We start from the raw sequence: 16,954 nt of genomic DNA on the forward strand, positions 1-16,954 counted from the left end.
CCCCCGTCCCCGACCCGGTGCTGCCCCCGCTGCACCGCATGGACTTCGGTACACCGGGGCCGCCCACGCCGACCACCCTGCCGGACGGTTCACCGGCCTGGCTGGTGAGCCGCTACCCCGATGTGCGGCAGGTTCTCAGCGACGGCCGGTTCGGCCGGGCCCATCTGTACGCGGCGGACGCGCCGGTCGTCTCGGACGTGCCCAACCTCGTCAACAGCCCGGACCTGATGTTCAACCAGGACGGCCCCGACCATCTGCGCCTGCGCCGCACCATGCGCCGCGCGTTCACCCCGAGGGCCATCGCCCGGTGGCGGCCCTGGATCTCGGCGATCGTGGACCAGCTGCTGGACGACCTCGCGCGGCGGGAGCGGCCGGTGGACATCGTCGCGGAGTTCACGCGCGCGGTGCCGGTGGCCGTGATCAGCCGGCTCATGGGCCTCGACGTGTCGGCGCGCGAGCGGATGCGCCACTGGAGTGAGTACGCCTTCTCGGACGGTGGCCACGAGGACGACGAAGTGGGCGCGGGCCTCGCCGAGTTCAAGGTGTTCGGCGCCGAACTGCTCGCCGAACGGCGCCGCGAGCCCGGGGACGACCTGGTGAGCGGCCTGGTCCGGACGGCCGACGAGGAAGGCGGCATCCCGGAGGCCCAGATGGTCATGCTGGTCTGCGGGCTGGTGGTAGGGGGCCACGACAGCACGATGACCATGCTCGGGAACTCGCTCCTCTATGTGCTCGGTGAGCACCCGGAGATCTGGCCGCGCCTCGCGTCGGACGAGGAGTCGGCGGGCACCGTCGCCGACCGTCTGTTCCATCTGATTCCCCTGGGAGACGACCGGGGAAGTCTCCGTCAGGCGTACGAGGACGTCGAGGTGGGCGGCGTGGTCGTACCGGCCGGTGCGGTGGTCCTCGCCGACTGCGCCATGGCCAACCGCGACCCGGCGGTCTTCCCCGCCGCGACGCTGGACGACCTCCTCGCGCCGCTGGAGGCTCCCACGCTGTCGTTCGGGGCCGGTGTCCGCTACTGCCTGGGCGCGTGGCTGGCCCGCCTCGAACTGCAACTGGCGCTGAGCCGCCTGGCGGCCAGGTTCCCCGGACTGCGCCTCACGGAGCCCGCGGAGGCCGTGGACTGGCGGCTGGGCAGTACGTCACGCAGTCCGGTACGCCTGTTGGTGACGTGGTGACCTGGTGGGGTGGTGGCTGGTGGGCTGGTGACGTGGTGACGCCCCGGGGCCGGTCACTCCGGGGACGGTACGGGGCTTTCCAGCGGGCGTTGATAGATGCGGTACTTCTTGATCACCCGGGCCCCGGCGAGTTTCATCGTCCGGTTGGCCCGGTGGTTGTCGGCCAGCATCCAAGAGGCCTCCATGACCGGGTAGCCCAGCCGCTGCGCCACCCGTGACAGCTCCATTCCGAGGAACAGTTCGATGCCACGGCCGCGGCACTCCTCCCGTACGCCCAGGACCACGGCCCGCACCCGGTCCAGCCGGCGGCTCGCGTGCAGCAGCCGCAGCAGGCCGAGCGGGATGCCCCAGGTGTGCAGGCGTCCGTTCGCCGCCGCGAGCGCGGGGGCGAAGTCCGGTACCGCCAGGGCGAAACCGGCGGGCTCGCCGCGCACTTCCGCGACCACCCCCAGTCCGGGCCTGAGGAGGGGCCGCAACTGCTGGGCCAGGGCGTGGAATTCACGGTCGGTCATCGGGCTGAACCCCCAGTTGCGCTCCCAGGCGGAGTTGTAGATCTCCTTGACCACGTCCGATTCGGCGGCGAAGTTCCGCAGATTCAACGGCCGGACGCGGATTCCCCGGTCGCTCCCGGACCGCAGCAGGCGCAGCAGCTTCGAGTCCTCGTGCACAGTGGTGGGAAGCTCCCAGGCCAGCATGTCCGTCGCCGTGGTGAATCCGCAGCCGGACATCAGTCCGGGGTAGTGCGGCGGGTTGTACGGCATCTGGACGGCGGGCCGCAGATCGAACCCTTCGGTCAGAAGTCCGCATTCGTAGTTGGTGGAGGGGCTGACCGGGCCGAGCAGCGTGACAAGTCCCCGCTCCCGCAGCCAGGACGCGGCGGCGGTGAACAGCGCCTCGGCCGCACCCGGATCGTCGACGCAGTCGAACAACCCGAAGAAGCCGTCCTTCGTGCCGTGGAAGAGATTGTGGTTCGGGTTGTCGACGGCCGCGATCCGGCCCACGACGCGGCCACCCCGCCGGACCAGGAAGAACTCCGCCCGACCGAACTCGTAAAAGGGATGGGACCCGCGGTCCATGAGCTTGCGCTGCTCGCTGCGGAGCGGAGGAACCCACAGGGGCTCATGCCGGTGCAGGACGTGGGGGAAGCCGATGAACGCGGATCGGTCCGCACGGGTACGGACCACTGCCACGTCGTACGGGTCAGAGCTGTTGTGCATGCCCTCGCCACTCCTCCTCGGCCGCTTCGGCCTCCTTGACCGCCTCGGCCTCCTTGGCCGATACCGGCCGCCCGCCCGGAAAACCCGACCAAGCTAGCACTCCACGTAGTTGTGCGATCACCAGTCGTGATGACCTGTGTTATGACTGACTCCTCGTAAGCCAAGGGAGGGGGGCGGGCCGGTCCGTGAAGCAAGAGCCCGACGGCGGCTTCGGCCGGCGGTCGCTGCGCCGCGCACGGGTGGTCGTGGCCCTGACCGGCGTTCTCGGCGCGCTGGCCTGCTGGTACGCGCTGGGCCTGGGCCACCTGCTGTCTCCCGGTGGCTGGACCCCGGCGTCCGCCGACTCCGTACGCGCCGAGGCACTGCTCGCCTCCGAATACCGCGCCGGGCCACCGCAGTTGATCCTTCTGGCCACGGCACCGGACTCCGTCGACGCCCCGCGGGCAGCCGCCGCGGGCCGCGACCTGACCCGCCGGCTGACGCAGGACGACCGCGTCGCCTGGGTGAACGCGTACTGGCAGCACCGGCTTCCGGCCCTGCGTACCGAGGACGGGCACTCCGCTCTCGTACTGATCCGCTTCCGGGGTGATGAACGGGCCACCCGCGACGCGGCGGGCGATCTCATCGACCGGTTCACCGGCACGAAGGGGCCGCTGCGGGTGTCGGCGTCAGGTGCGGCGGCGGTGATGGACGAGACGGAGAGGCTCAGCGAGGAAGGCATGCGTTTCGCCGAATTCGTCGCCGTGCCGCTCGTACTCCTCATCCTTCTCTGGGTTCTGGGCAGCGTCACGGCGGCCCTGCTGCCCGTCGTGGTGGGCGTGGTCGCGGTCGCCGCCACGACGGCGGTCCTGCGGCTGCTGAGCGGTGTCACCGAGGTGTCGCTCTTCGCCCTGAACATCACCACCGCCCTGGGCTTCGGGCTCGCGGTGGACTTCAGCCTGCTGCTCGTGAGCCGGTACCGGGAGGAGCTGGCCGGTGGCGCCGGAGCGGACCTGGCGCTGCGGCGGACGCTGCGCGGCGCCGGCCGCACCGTGCTGTTCTCCGCCGCGACCATCGCGGCCTCCCTGTGCGCGCTGCTGCTCTTCCCGCTGCCGCTGCTGAAATCCCTCGCCTACGGCGGTGCGACGGTGGTGTGCGCGTCGGCCGCCGGGGCGTTGACGATCCTGCCCGCCCTGCTCGTCCTTCTCGGTGACCGCCTCGACCGCTGGGACGTGTTCGCCGCGCTCCGCCGCCCTCGCCCGGCCGTGTCGTCGGGTGCGTGGTTCCGGCTCGCGCGCGGGGTGATGCGGCGCCCGGTCCTGGTGACCGCCGGGGCGCTCGCCCTCCTCGTCCTGCTGGCGGCCCCGGCGGCCCAGGTGCGGTTCGGCATGTACGACGACCGGATCCTCCCGCCGTCCTCACCCGTCGCCGAGACGTCCCAGCGGCTGCGGGCGGACTTCGGGTCGGAGTGGGTGGACGCGGCGAGCGTGGTGCTGCCCGCGCGGACCACCGGCCCGGTGAGCGGCCCTGTGAGCGGCCCGGAACTCGACGCGTATGCGGGTCGGTTGGCGTCGGTGCCGGGGGTGCGTCGGGTGGACGCCCGAACCGGTACCTATCGCGACGGGCGGCGGGTGGCGGCGCCCGATGCGTCGTCCGCCCGGTTCGCGGAGCCCGGCGGTGGCACCTGGTTGTCGGTGGTCCCGGAGGGCACCGATCCGCTGTCCCCGCAGGGCAGCCGCCTCGCCGCCGGGCTGCGCGCGGTGCCCGCGCCCGTGCCTGTCCTGGTCGGCGGCCCCGGCGCCAGGCTCGCCGACACCGAACACGTACTGGCCGACCGTCTGCCCCTGGTCGTGGGCGTCACCGTGGTGGCGGCCTTCGTGCTGTTGCTGGCGTTCACCCGGAGCGTGCTCATTCCCGTCAAGGCGCTCCTGCTCAACGCACTGGGCCTGGCGGCCACTTCGGGGGTTCTCGTCGCCGTCTTCCAACAGGGTTACCTCGCGCCGCTGATCGGTGACGTCAGCGCGGGCGGCATCACGGACGTGGTCGTGCCGAGCCTGATGTTCTGCGTGACCTTCGGCCTGTCGATGGACTACGAGGTGTTCCTGCTGTCCCGCATCGTCGAGGAGCACCGCCGTGGCAGCGACACGGCGACCGCGGTGGCCGTCGGGCTGCAGCACACGGGCAGGCTGTTCACCTCCGCCGCGCTGGTCTTCGCCACGGTCATGGCGGCCCTCGCGCTCTCCTCCCTGGTGCTGCTGAAGCTGATCGGCGTGGGGCTCGCCTTCGCCGTACTGCTGGACTGCACCGTCATCCGCGCCCTGCTCGTCCCGGCGGTGATGCGGCTCGCCGGACGCGCGAATTGGTGGATGCCACGGTTCGGGCGCGGAACGGACGGCCCTGTGCCGTCAGGAACTCCCCTTCCAGCGGCTCCGATGGAGGACGCATGACCACCCCCGCACACGCCCGTTTCGCGATCACCGGCGCGACGGGGTTCATCGGCCGGAGGCTGTGCCGGCGGATCGTCGCCGACGGCGGCGAACTGGTCGCCCTCGTACGAAAGGCTTCGGCGCACCGGGTCGTCGCCGCGGCGGGGGTGCGGCCGGTGACCGGGGATCTCGTCACGGGCGAGGGGCTTCGCGAGCTGGTACGCGGCGCCGACTACGTCCTCCATCTCGGCGGTCTGGTCAAGTCGCGCACGGACGAGGGGTTTCGCCGGTGCAACGAGGAGGGCACCCGCAGACTCGCGGAGGAAGTGGCCGCGTCGGCGTCCCCGCCGCCGCTCGTCGTGTGCTCCTCCCTGGCCGCCGCGGGCCCCGCGCGCGAGGGCCGGCCCCGCCGGGAGGAGGACCCTCCCCGGCCGGTGTCCCGCTACGGCCGGAGCAAACTCGCCGCCGAGGAGGCGGTGCGCGCGCTGTCCGACCGGCTGCCCGCGACCGTCGTCCGCCCTCCGATCGTCTACGGCCCGGGAGACCCGGCGTTCCTTCCCTCCCTGCTGCCGATGGTGCGTACGGGAGTGGTGCTGAAGGCCGGCTTCGGTCCGCGCGGATACTCCCTGGTGCATGTCGACGACGTGTGCGAGGCGCTGCTCGCGGCGGCGCTCCGGGGCCGTCGGCTGAGCGCGGAGCGGCCCGCCGACGGCGTCTACTCCGTGTCGGACGGCACCACGCACACCTGGGAGGACCTGTGCGCGGCGCTGGCGAGGGCGCTCGGCCGCCGCCGTGGTCCGCTGGTCCTGCCGGTGCCCCTCGCCCTGGTCGGTGCGGTGGCCGGGGGCGCCGAGCTGGTCGGCCGTGTCCGTGGCGTGCATCCGCCGCTCAACCGTGACAAGGCGGTCGAGCTGAGGAGCGCGTGGTGGACCTGCTCCATGGAACGGGCACGCCGTGAGCTGGGGTTCGTGCCCGCCGTCCGTCTGGAGGAGGGGCTGGCGGAACTGCTGGCGCGGTAGCGTTCGTCAGATGGTGAGGGCTCCCTCTCCCTGGAGCGCCGCCCATGCGGCGGTCAGGGCCCGGACGGTCGCGTCGATCTCCCGTTCACTGTGGTCGGCGGTCACGAAGAACCGCAGGCGTGACTGGTGGTTCTCCACGGCGGGTGGTGTGAACGGCTGTACGTTGACGCCGTGTTGGCGCATCCGGTCGGCGAGCCGCAGTGCGGTGTCCGCGTCACCGGTGATGACCGGCACGACGCAGGAACCGTCCGTACTGAGACCGGTGTTCAGGCCCGCCGCAAGGGCGCCTTGCCTGAACCGTGCCGCACGGGCTCGGGCCGTCGCCGCCAGTGCGGGGTCCTGGCGGAGCCGTTCGAGCGCGGCCAGCGCCGCAGCCGCCGCACTCGGCGGGATGCCGACGCTGTAGAGGAATCCGGGCGTCGTGTGCCGGAGGTGGGTGATGAGGGGTTCGGCGCCCGCGACGTATCCGCCGCAGCTCGCCAGCGCCTTGGAGAGGGTGCCCATCCGGATGTCGACTTCGTCTCCCGGGACGCCCCAGTGCTCGGCGGCACCGGCTCCCGTGGCGCCGAGGACTCCGATGCTGTGTGCCTCGTCCAGGTACAGCAGGACGTCGTGACGGCGCCGCAGTTCGATCAGTGCGGGCAGGTCGGCGAGGTCGCCGTCCATGCTGTAGACGCCCTCCACCGCGACGACGACGCGCTGGTGCCGCGGCCTCTGCTCGGTGAGGAGGCGATCCAGCACGGCCATGTCGTTGTGCGGGAAGATCCGCCGGCGGGCGCCGGAGAGCTGGGCACCTTGCAGGATGCTGTTGTGCGCGAACGCATCATGGACGATGAGGTCGGCCGGGCCGAGCAGATGTGCCAGTACGGCGACATTGGTGGGGTGTCCGCCGACGAGGGCGAGTGCCCGTTCCGCGTTCAGGTGCCGGGCCAATGCCTCTTCAAGGAGGCCGTGCACCGGTCGTTCCCCGGAGGCGGCGCGGCTCGCCGATACGGAGGTGCCGTACCGGTCGATGGCCGCCTTCGCCGCGGTGGTCACCACGGGATCCCTGGTGAGCCCCAGATAGTCGTAGCCGGAGAAATTGGTCAGGCGCACGCCGTCGACCAGGGCGGTGGCGCCGATGAGTTCGTCGTGGACGGCGAAGTAGGGGCTCGGCAGGCCGAGTTGGCGTAGGTGATCGGCCAGGCCAGTGGCCGCAGTTGGTCCGGTGGGTCCGTCGCTGTGCGGCAGCTTCTCGGCGGGCGGTGCCGGGGTCTGTCCCGGTACGAACCTGGGGGCATGGGCCGTGATCCAGTCCGCGATCTCCCGCACCGTGGTCCCGGGGCGCAGGAGTTCGCGGGTGAGCGGGGGCAGTCCGGGCCACTCGTTGTCCAGTTGCGCGGTGAGTTCGGCGGTGAGCAGGGAGTCGAACCCCAGGTCGTCCACGAGTGTCTGGTCCGGTTCGAGTACGTCCGGCGGGAAGTCCGACACCCGGGCGACGGCCGCCAGCAGGCGTGCGGTCACGGAGCCGTCGGGCGTGGTGGTGTGCTCGGGTTCGTCCAGGGCCCAATACGTACTGGTCTCGACCGGGCTGGGAGGCAGGTTCACCAGTCGGCCGGGGGCGGCCACGGACGGCCGCCGGGGGTGCGGCTGAGGTGATCCGAGCAGGTGCTCGGCCTCCGGGGGCGGTGCCCCGCCGGGGCCGCGCGGGTGGATACCGGGGCACCGGACCCACACACCCGGCGGCACGGCCGCGTCGTCACGCAGTGCGCTCGCCAACTCGCCGAGCCGCCGCGACAACTCGGCGCGGGTGGCGGCGGCCACCACGGCGCGGGCGCGCAGCGGAGTCCGCGAGGCCAGGGTGTACGCGACATCGGCGAGCGTCGGCGACGGGGACTCCGGCTCGCCCAGGGTGTCGGCGAGCCGTTCGGCGTACTGGGCGAGGAGAGCGTCCGAACCGGCCGTGAGCAGGAACAGCAGGCCGTCGGCCCCCCGCGTGACAGCGACCGCCGGTCCCGGCGACGGCTCCGGTGCCTGCTCCAGCACCATGTGCACATTCGTGCCGCCGAATCCGAAGGCGCTGACACCGGCCCTGCGCGGCGCGTCCCGCTCGGGCCGCCAGGCACGTGGTTCGCGCGTGACCGCGAACGTGCCGCCGTTCGGGAGCAGCCCGGGTTCGGCCTGTTCACAGCCCGCCTGCGGCGGAACGACTCCGTGATGGACGACGAGGGCCGCCTTGAGCAGGCCCGCGATGCCCGCGGCGGACAGCGTGTGGCCGATGTTCGCCTTCACCGAGGAGACGTAGGCCGGCGGGCCGGCAGGCGTACCCGACCGGAGGGCACGCAGTGACGCCATCTCGACGGCATCGCCGGTAGGGGTGGCCGCGCCGTGGCACTCGATGAAACCGACGCTGCCCGGTGGGACGCCCGCGTCGTCGTAGGCACGCTCCAGACAGGCGGTCTGTCCCTTTTCGCTCGGTGTCATGGGGCCGCTGGAGCGGCCGTCGTTGGTGCAGGCGCTGCCGCGGATGACCGCGTACACGCGGTCGCCGTCGCGTTCGGCGTCGGCGAGCCGTTTGAGGACGGCCATTCCGGCGCCCTCACCGAGTACGAATCCGTCGGCACGCCGGTCGAAGGGGCGGCAGACGCCCGTACGGGACACGACGCCGATGCGGGAGAAGCCGATGAGGTTGTCGGGTACCAGGTTGAGGTAGACCCCGCCGGCCAAGGCCACTTCGCACTGTCCCGAGCGCAGATGGGTGACGGCCTCGTGCACGGCGGCGAGGGACGCGGAGCACGCCGAGTCCACCACGAAGCTGGGTCCGCCCAGGTCGAAGACGGAACTCACGGAGGTCGCCGCCATGTTCAGCAGCGTGCCCGGCACGGTGTACGCGTTCGTCGGGGCGACCCCGTCGGCGGCGGCCGTCAGCCGGTCCGCGTCCGCCGCGTCCACGCTCCCGAACTGCCCCCGGGCGAGCTGGCGGGCCCGGATCCGGGACGTGAGCATGTCCTTGTACTCGGTCACGGACGCGCCGACATAGACCCCCGTACGCTCCCTCGGGAACGGGCCGCGCTCCAGCCCCGCGTCCTGAAGCGCCACCCGGGTCAGCTCGATCAGCAGCCGGTGCTGGGGGTCGGTGACCTCCACGCGCCGTGGCGGCAGTCCGTAGTGCAGCGCGGCGAAGGAGCGTACGTCGTCGAGGTGGGCCACCCGGTCGGTGTAGGAGCCGTCGGGGTCGCGGGGGTCCTGCGGGCGGTGGAACGGCTCGTGGTCCCACCGTCCGCCGACGGGGCCGCCGACGACGGTGCCGCGGTGGATGAGCCGCCAGTAGTCATGGAGGTCCGGAGCGCCGGGGAAACGGCAGGCCATGCCGGTGATCGCGATGGGCAGCATGTCTCAGCCCTCCGCGCGGGCGGCGGCGCCGGTCGGCGCCGGACGGGCCGGGACGGAGAACAGGTCCTCGCGGGTGAGTCCCAGCGCGCTCAGCAGCGGCAGCACCACGTCGCTGAAGAACACGGCCGCGTCCATGCCCGCGGTGCGCATGACGGCGATGCGGTCGGCGTAGTCGGGGAGCAGTTCGTGGGCCGGCATGCGGAAGGTGCGTACCACGTGCGCGAGATCGGCGAGTGTGCCCGCGCGGTCGGCGTCGAGGTGCAGGGCGAGCATGCGCTGGTAGAACCGGGCGTGTGCCATCTCGTCGCGGCCGATGAAGCGGTACACCTCGGCCAGTACGGGATCGCCCTTCCGGCGCGCGAACTCCCGTTGCTTCCGGTAGCTCACGAAGGTGGTCAGCTCCTGGACGGCGAGGTAGAGCGTCATCTGCCGGGGGTCGCTGTGCGGTGCGTTCCACCGGCGGGCCATGACCTCCTCGGCGTAGTCGTGCAACTGCTCCTCGGTGCGCTGTCCGCTGCGGCGGAGATACTCGCGCAGCACGAGGGAGTGTTTGGCCTCCTCGTAGCCCCAGTTGGCCGCGAACCACGCCTGGCCGTAGTCGCCGGCCAGCAGCGACAGGTGTTCGCGGAGATAGTCGGGGAGGAACATCTCCACGCCGCAGAACGTCTCCGCGCAGAGCGCGAGCCGCTCGTCCCGGGGAGCCTCGGGGAGCCGGTCCCAGGGCACGTCGTCGAAGAGGTTCCAGCGGCGGTTGCGTTCCGCGTGTTCGAAGAACGACATGTACTCGCGGTGGAACGCCTCGCGCAGCGCACGGGAGGTCATCGGGCGTCCGCCTGCGGTTCCGGGGCCGCGGCCATCAGCGCCTCGCACAGCTCACCGACCGTGCCCACACGTCCGAATACGGCGTCCGGCAGGCGGATACCGAGGTCCCGCTCGGCCACGGTGATCATTTCGAGGAGCTGTACGGAGTCGAGGCCCAGGGACTGCACCTCCGTTTCCGGGGTCAGCGGCCCCAGTTCGCGATGGCTGACTTGTTCACCGGCGCTCTGCAGCAGCGCGAGTGCCTCGGCAAGGTTCATTCCACTCTCCTGATCGGTCGACATCAGTCGATACGCCGCAGCGACCACTGAGCCAGGGAGTGGTATCCCTGCTCGAAGGCGCGCATACAAAAAGTGAGGTAGCGATCGAAATCGACAAACAGTTCATCGCCCCAGGTGGTGCGGATGAGCGTCTCGTTCCGCCGTAGACCCGCGCGCCAGAGCCCGGTGGTACGGGCGTAGTGCGTACGCCGGGTGCGGAGGCGGTCGATCTCCCAGTACGGGCCGACGGCCTGCACGATGTGTTCCATGCGCGGGGCGAATCCGCCGGGGAAGATACGGCGGCTGTACCAGCCCAGTTCACGGAGGTCCGCGAGGTCGCGCGGGATGCGGTCGCCCACGACGTGCTGGAGGGCGAAGGAGGCGCCCGGCACCGTCCACTCCCAGGCCCTGCGGAAGTAGTCCCGGTAGACGTCCACCGCCTCACCGGCGCGGAACTGCTCCGGTCGGCACACGTGCTCGATCATGCAGATCGAGATCAGCGCGTCGAACCTGCCCGGCGGCTCGTAGTCGCGGTAGTCGACGCAACTGGCCCGCACACCCGGCAGGTTCAGCCGCTCGATCTCCGCGTACTGATCGCGGGAGAGCGTGATGCCGTGCACATCCCTGACCTGTCGGTCGACCGCCAGATACGCGAGAGTGCCGCCCCAGCCGCAGCCGATGTCCAGCACGCTGGAGTCCGGGCGGACCCCGGCGTAGTCGTACATCACGGCGAGCTTGGCGAGTTGTGCCTCGTGCAGGTCGTCGGTGTCGTCGAACACCGCGCAGGTGTAGTGCAGTTCCCGACCGAGCCACAGCCGGAAGAACTCGGGGCTGGGCCCGTAGCTGACGTCGATCTCAGGCGCTGTGGACATCGTGTGCCTCCGCACGCCGTCCCGGGACGGCCGGTGGTCCCGCGAGGTATCTGCGGCGCATCTCCTGGCGGCGCGGTTTCCCCGATGTCGTCCTGAGGATCGTCCCGGGCCCGGCCGTGACGACCTCACCGACGGTCAGCGCGAAGTGCTCCGCCACGACTTCCCGGATCGCCCGGTCGAGATCGGGTGCGGCGTCCCGGCGGCACTCCACGACCACCACGACCTCCTCCGTGTACGGCGAGGGCCGGGTGAAGGCCACCACGCCTCCGGCGCGGACCCCGGGCACCGCCTCCACCAGCCATTCGAGGCGGGTCGGGTCGATGGTGCGGCCGTTGACGACGAGTACGTCCTTCAGGCGTCCCGTGATGTGCAGTTCGCCGTCCGCGAGATAGCCCCGGTCCCCGGTGCGCAGCCAGCCGTCCTCGCGGAACGTCTCCGCGGTGGCCTCGGCGTCACCGACGTACCCGGCGGCGACCGAGGGGCCACGGACCCAGATCTCCCCGACGCGGCGGTCGGGGCGTCGCGCGCCCAGACCGTCGACCACGGTGACCTCGTGGCCCGGGAACGGTCTGCCGCAGTTGATGACCTCCAACGGCGCCTCTGCACCGTCGGATCGGGCGTCGGGCCGAGCGTCGGGTTCGGCGTCGGACTGAGTGCCGGGGTCGGCGTCGAGCGGAACCGCCCGGTCCGTGTCGCGCAGGGCGGTGGGGGAGATCGCGTCGGTCCGTGCGCCGCGCGCCCGCGCCCCGAAGGTCACCGCGAGCGTCGACTCGGCGAGACCGAAGCACGGGAGCAGCGCGGCCGGATCCAGTCCGGCGGGCGCGTACGCCTCGGTGAAGCGGCGGAGCGTACTCGCGTTCACCGGCTCTCCCCCGCAGCCGAGTACCCGCACCCGTGACAGATCGAGACCGGCGATGTCGTCGGGGCGGACCCGTCTGGCGGCGAGCGCGAAGGCGAAGTTCGGAGCGAAGGTGATGGTGCCCCGCACCCGGGACATCGCGCGCATCCACATCCCGGGGTCGCGGACGAACTCGTGTGCGGACAGCAGGGTCACCGGCAGGCCCACCGCGAGCGGGGCGAGGACGAATCCGACGAGCCCCATGTCGTGGTGGAGCGGCAGCCAGCTCACCGCGTGGTCGTGGTCGGGGTCGGCGGCCAGCCCGTCGCGCATGATGGCGTGCGCGTTGGCGTTCACCGCACCGGCGGTCGCGGCCACCGCACGGGGCCGGCCGGTGCTGCCACTGCTGAACTGGAGATACACGATCCGGTCGGGACGGTAGGGAACGGGCTCGCGCGGCCCGACCGCCCCGGCGCTGTCGGGGAGTTGGCGGGTGTACGGGAGGGAGCGCGGGCACAGGCCGGACAGCAGCGGCAGGGTCGTCTCCGGTGCGATGACGACGCGTGGTCCGGCGACCGCCAGGGCCTCGCCCAGCGCCTCGCGCCAGGCGTCACGGCGGCCGAGTCGAGGCGGTGGGGGAACCGGCACCGGCACGAGACCGGCCCAGACGGCCCCGAGGAACGCGTGCACGAAAGGCCCTGGCTCACCGGCGACCAGCGCGACCCGGTCCCCCGGGCGCAGTCCGGCGGCGAGCAGCCAGCCGGCCGATGCGCGTACGGCCGCGAGCAATTCGGCGCGGGACAAAGAGACCGTGTTTCCGTCGGCGCCCGAATACGCGTGAGCGAAACGCGAGTCCCCTTCATACGTCTGGAGTGTCGATGTGATCCATCGGTCATGCACCGGGGACTCGCCTTCCAGCCTTCTTGGAATTCAGGTGCCGCCCATGGTAGTCAGCCGGTTTCCTCATGAGAGATAAACCAACATCCTCATAAAAACGTACTTTCACATTGACCGATTTACTGATTATCCGAACACGCAGTCGTACACGGGAATTGCCTGTCCGGTGGACGCTTGTCCGATGGGCAGGACGGCCGCAGGGCAGCCGCGCTCACGTGCCCGGACGGCGACAGGTTCCCTCCGGGTACGGATACGGCCAATTGGACGGGCACCTTCCGTCCGTGAATGTGCCGGTCGTCGAGGACACTGCCCCGCAGCCGCCGCCGGGTGACCGCCGGGACGGCCGCGCTCCGGCTCCCCTGGAACTCGACTTCTTCAAAGATGTCTTGAAATCACACGCCTCAGTTCTTCACTCCTGCCCCCTCGTTGATCACGAATCCCTCACCTCACATACTGCGCTGACCGGCGGCGGGCGCCGTTCCGCCCACGGTGGACGACGCCCGCTCGCCTCCATCCCAAGCTCCTGGGGGAGACTTGCGCGTACATGTGAAGAGAGCACACGCCTTCACCGTCGCGGCGGCCACATCGGTGGCCCTCGTGGCAGGCATGACCGGCCCCACGACAGCGACCGCCGCGCACACGGCCACGGCGAACACCCCACGCCTCGGCGGCGACCAGCGGATCCAGCTCATCACCGGCGACCGTGTGGTGGTCGGCGCCAAGGGCCAAGTGGTGGGCTTCGAAGCCGCCAAGGGCCGTGAGCGAATACCCGTGCAGGTGCAGCGCGTCAAGGACCACACCCTCGTGGTGCCCGGCGACGCACAGCGCCTGATCGCCACGGGCAAGCTGGACCAGCGGCTGTTCGACATCGGCGAACTCGCCGACCCGCTGCTGCGCAAGAGCCATGGCGACGGGCTCAAACTGATCGTGCAGTACGACGAAGGCGCCGCAGCCGCACGGGCCGATGTCCGGTCGGCCGGCGACACCCGGGTGCGGCGCACGTTCCCCACCATCGGCGCCGACGCCATCCGTACGTCGCGGGACGACGTACCCACGCTGTGGGAGGCGCTGACCGACCGGCGGAAGAACGGCCTGCGCGCCACCGCGTCCGGCATCGGCAAGGTGTGGCTGGACGGGATACGCACCGCGAGCCTGGACCGCAGTGTCCGGCAGATCGGCGCCGACAAGGCGTGGGCGGCCGGATACGACGGCACGGGCGTCACGATCGCCGTCCTCGACACCGGCGTCGACAAGACCCACGACGACCTCAAGACCCAGGTCGTCGGGGAGAAGAACTTCTCCGCGTCGCCCGACACCGCGGACCGCGTCGGACACGGCACCCATGTCGCGTCGATCGCCGCCGGTACGGGCGCCAAGTCGGGCGGGACGTACAAGGGTGTCGCACCCGGCGCCAAGGTCATCAGCGGCAAGGTGCTGGACGACGAGGGGTTCGGGGACGACTCCGGCATCATCGCCGGCATGGAGTGGGCCGCCGCCGAGGGCGCGGACGTCATCAACCTCAGCCTCGGCGGCCCGGACTCCCCGGGCGTCGACCCCCTGGAGGCGACGGTCGACAGGCTGTCCGCCGAGAAGGGCGTCCTGTTCGCCGTCGCGGCGGGCAACGAGGGTGAGTACGGCGAATCGACGGTGGGTTCGCCGGGCAGCGCGGACGCCGCACTGACCGTCGGCGCCGTCGACAAGGACGACAAGCTGGCGCCCTTCTCCAGCGTCGGCCCCCGCGTCGGTGACGGCGCCGTCAAGCCGGACGTGACCGCGCCCGGCGTCGCCATCACCGCAGCCGCCGCCCCCGGCAGCGAGATCGACACCCGCCCGAGCACTCCGCACCCGGCCCCCGGCTATCTCCAGATCGACGGCACCTCGATGGCCACGCCCCATGTGGCGGGCGCCGCGGCGATCCTGAAGCAGCGGCACCCGGGCTGGAAGTCCGCCGAGTTGAAGGGCGCGCTGACCGCGTCCGCCAAGGGCGGCGACTACACCGCCCACCAGCAGGGCTCGGGCCGTGTCCAGGTCGACAAGGCGCTCGCCCAGAGCGTGATCGCCGATCCGGTCTCGCTGAACTTCGGCATGGCGCAGTGGCCGCACACCGACGACAGGCCCGTCACCCGGAAGCTCGGCTACCGCAACCTCGGGACCGCCGACGTCACCCTCGACCTGTCGGTGTCCACGGTGGACGCGGCGGGCAAGCCGGCCCCGGCCGGGTTCTTCACGCTCGGCGCCACCAAGCTGACCGTGCCCGCCGGAGGCAGGGCCGAGGTCGACCTGACCGCCGACACGAGCATCGGCGACACCGACGGCACCTTCTCGGGGTACGTCACCGCCACCGGCGCGGGCCAGTCCGTCCGCACGGCCGCGGTCGCCGTCCGCGAGGCGGAGTCCTACGACCTCACGCTGAGGACCATCGACCGCGACGGCACCGACGCGCGTAACTCCGTCAGCACCCTGATCGGCGTCGCCGGCCTCGGCAAGGGCTTCCAGGCGCGCATCGACAACGAATCGGGCACCTACAAGATCCGCGTACCCAAGGGCTCGTACACGCTCAGCACCGCCGTCTACCAGGACCCGTCGGACCTCACCCAGGGCACCGACTGGATCGCGCAGCCGAAGCTGGACATCTCCGGGGACACCACGGTCACCGCCGACGCCCGCACCACCAAGCCGGTGGACATCACCGTGCCCGGCATCGGCACGGCCGACTACGGCAGCACGTACTACGAGCAGGCGACCGACATCGGCCGCGTCGGCAACGGCTGGGTCCTGCGCGGATTCACCAACTTCCGTACCGCACACGTGGGTCCGGCCGTCACCGACGGCTCGCTCCTGCAGACCTGGGACGCGCACTTCGTCAAGGACGCCTCCTCGCAGTACTCGGTGGCCTTCGGCGACAAGCCGCAGCAGGTCGCGACCGGCTACACCAAGCATGTGAAGGCGAACGAACTGGCGACGCTCAAGGTCGCCGTCGGCGCCTCCGCCCCCGGGAAGACCGCCCTCGCGTCGCCGTTCCCGCAGCTGCCGGGCGCGCCGGAGGGCACGGGGTTCTCGGCGCCGCAGCCGGCGCCCGGCACGCGCACCTTCTACGTCTCCACTGCCGACGGCGTGAAGTGGCTGACCAGGGTCAACCAGCTCGGCGCGCCCGACCAGTGGGGCTACCCGGCCTTCGACGGTGCCTACGAGATGCCGGCGCCGAAGCGCTACGAGACCGGCCGCACGTACCAGGAGACGTTCAACGTCGGCGTCTTCGGTCCGCTTCTGGGCGAGAACATGGGCGTCTTCCGCACCGCACCCGACCCGGCCACGGGCGAGCAGCAACTCGTCGGGGCCGTGCCGCTGTTCAGCGACGGCAAGGGCAACCTGGGCCGCTCGGCGTACACCTCGGCCACGTCGGTGCTGTACCGCGACGGCGTGAAGGTCGCCGAGAACGACGACCCGCTGAGCGGCCAGGTGCCGTTCACGGTCGGTTCCGCCGACGCCGAGTACCGGCTGACGACCTCCGTCGAACGTCCGGCGGCGGTCGCCGCGGCCTCCACCCGCATCGACGCCGGCTTCACGTTCCGCTCCAAGGAGGTCGCGGCCACCACGGCGCTGCCGGTGTCCACGGTCCGCTTCGCGGCGCCCGTCGACCTCGCCTCGCGCGCCCCGGCGGGCAAGTCGGTCCAGGTCCCGGTGGTCGTGCAGGGCTCGGCGGCCGGGAAGAACCTCAAGTCGCTCACCGTGTCCGTGAGCTACGACGACGGGAAGACCTGGCAGCCCGTCAAGGTCGACAACGGCAGGATCTCCGTGAAGAACCCGGCGAAGGACAAGAGCATCTCGTTCCTCGCCGATGTCACGGACAAGCAGGGCAACAAGTCGACACTGACGATCCACCACGCGTACTACGGCAAGTGATGTTGCCGCGGTGATGAATTTCGCGTGACCAGGACGTGCCGGAAAGCGGAAGCGGTCGAGGACGCTTTCCGGCACGTTCGCATGTGCGTTCACTGAACGGTCGGGCGTCGCGTCGGTCGCTGTGTCAGTCGTCGCGTCAGCCGTTATGTCAGGCGTTGTTCCGGCGATTGG

Annotated in this window: 10 protein-coding genes; 4 read left to right on the forward strand and 6 right to left on the reverse strand. The window is 71.3% G+C overall.

Annotated elements, in window-relative coordinates:
• Positions 1-38 precede the first annotated feature (38 nt).
• Positions 39-1,181 (forward strand): cytochrome P450, encoded by a 1,143-nt coding sequence (locus ACIQNU_RS38305; protein ID WP_401375736.1) that lies wholly within the window; start codon positions 39-41, stop codon positions 1,179-1,181.
• Between the two features lie 53 nt (positions 1,182-1,234).
• On the opposite strand, the gene ACIQNU_RS38310 is transcribed toward ACIQNU_RS38305, so the two are convergent.
• On the reverse strand, positions 1,235-2,398 hold the full coding sequence (locus tag ACIQNU_RS38310; RefSeq protein ID WP_401375615.1) for a GNAT family N-acetyltransferase: 1,164 nt from the start codon (positions 2,396-2,398) through the stop codon (positions 1,235-1,237).
• 185 nt (positions 2,399-2,583) lie between these two features.
• Between ACIQNU_RS38310 and ACIQNU_RS38315 the strand changes: the two genes are divergently transcribed.
• Together ACIQNU_RS38315 and ACIQNU_RS38320 are read left to right on the forward strand one after the other, a co-directional pair.
• Entirely contained in the window at positions 2,584-4,824 is a 2,241-nt protein-coding gene (locus ACIQNU_RS38315) for an MMPL family transporter (protein ID WP_401375617.1), read from the forward strand.
• On the forward strand, positions 4,821-5,822 hold the full coding sequence (locus ACIQNU_RS38320; protein WP_401375620.1) for an NAD-dependent epimerase/dehydratase family protein: 1,002 nt from the start codon (positions 4,821-4,823) through the stop codon (positions 5,820-5,822). The genes ACIQNU_RS38315 and ACIQNU_RS38320 overlap by 4 nt, the downstream gene beginning before the upstream one ends.
• Positions 5,823-5,828: 6 nt before the next feature.
• Here ACIQNU_RS38320 and ACIQNU_RS38325 read toward each other — a convergent pair whose 3' ends face one another.
• Genes ACIQNU_RS38325 through ACIQNU_RS38345 form a run of 5 tightly spaced genes read right to left on the reverse strand, consistent with a single transcriptional unit; the run spans position 5,829 to position 12,883 of the window.
• Positions 5,829-9,194 (reverse strand): aminotransferase class I/II-fold pyridoxal phosphate-dependent enzyme, encoded by a 3,366-nt coding sequence (locus tag ACIQNU_RS38325; RefSeq protein WP_401375623.1) that lies wholly within the window; start codon positions 9,192-9,194, stop codon positions 5,829-5,831.
• Positions 9,195-9,197: 3 nt separating this feature from the next.
• Complete coding sequence (locus ACIQNU_RS38330; RefSeq protein WP_401375626.1) at positions 9,198-10,016, reverse strand: acyl-ACP desaturase; 819 nt, start codon at positions 10,014-10,016, stop codon at positions 9,198-9,200.
• Positions 10,013-10,273, reverse strand: a complete 261-nt coding sequence (locus ACIQNU_RS38335) for an acyl carrier protein (protein ID WP_401375629.1) — start codon at positions 10,271-10,273, stop codon at positions 10,013-10,015. Before ACIQNU_RS38335 ends, ACIQNU_RS38330 begins: the two co-directional genes overlap by 4 nt.
• 23 nt (positions 10,274-10,296) lie before the next feature.
• Positions 10,297-11,145, reverse strand: a complete 849-nt coding sequence (locus ACIQNU_RS38340; RefSeq protein WP_401375632.1) for a class I SAM-dependent methyltransferase — start codon at positions 11,143-11,145, stop codon at positions 10,297-10,299.
• Positions 11,129-12,883 carry an AMP-binding protein gene (locus ACIQNU_RS38345; protein ID WP_401375635.1) on the reverse strand — a complete coding sequence of 585 codons (1,755 nt, stop codon included), beginning with the start codon at positions 12,881-12,883 and terminating at the stop codon, positions 11,129-11,131. Before ACIQNU_RS38345 ends, ACIQNU_RS38340 begins: the two co-directional genes overlap by 17 nt.
• Positions 12,884-13,426: 543 nt before the next feature.
• Here ACIQNU_RS38345 and ACIQNU_RS38350 point away from each other — a divergent pair.
• Positions 13,427-16,783, forward strand: coding sequence for a S8 family peptidase (locus ACIQNU_RS38350; protein WP_401375638.1), 3,357 nt, complete (start codon positions 13,427-13,429; stop codon positions 16,781-16,783).
• The last annotated feature ends 171 nt before the right edge of the window (positions 16,784-16,954 follow it).

Source organism: Streptomyces sp. NPDC091292 (assembly GCF_044757265.1).
GTDB lineage: Bacteria > Actinomycetota > Actinomycetes > Streptomycetales > Streptomycetaceae > Streptomyces.

Excerpts from the sequence above, each read along its gene's own strand:
- ACIQNU_RS38340 (WP_401375632.1), bottom strand. The coding sequence starts at position 11,145 with ATGTCCACAGCGCCTGAGATCGACGTCAGCTACGGGCCCAGCCCCGAG.
- ACIQNU_RS38305 (WP_401375736.1), top strand. The coding sequence starts at position 39 with ATGGACTTCGGTACACCGGGGCCGCCCACGCCGACCACCCTGCCGGAC.
- ACIQNU_RS38320 (WP_401375620.1), top strand. The coding sequence starts at position 4,821 with ATGACCACCCCCGCACACGCCCGTTTCGCGATCACCGGCGCGACGGGG.
- ACIQNU_RS38330 (WP_401375626.1), bottom strand. The coding sequence starts at position 10,016 with ATGACCTCCCGTGCGCTGCGCGAGGCGTTCCACCGCGAGTACATGTCG.
- ACIQNU_RS38310 (WP_401375615.1), bottom strand. The coding sequence starts at position 2,398 with ATGCACAACAGCTCTGACCCGTACGACGTGGCAGTGGTCCGTACCCGT.
- ACIQNU_RS38335 (WP_401375629.1), bottom strand. The coding sequence starts at position 10,273 with ATGAACCTTGCCGAGGCACTCGCGCTGCTGCAGAGCGCCGGTGAACAA.
- ACIQNU_RS38325 (WP_401375623.1), bottom strand. The coding sequence starts at position 9,194 with ATGCTGCCCATCGCGATCACCGGCATGGCCTGCCGTTTCCCCGGCGCT.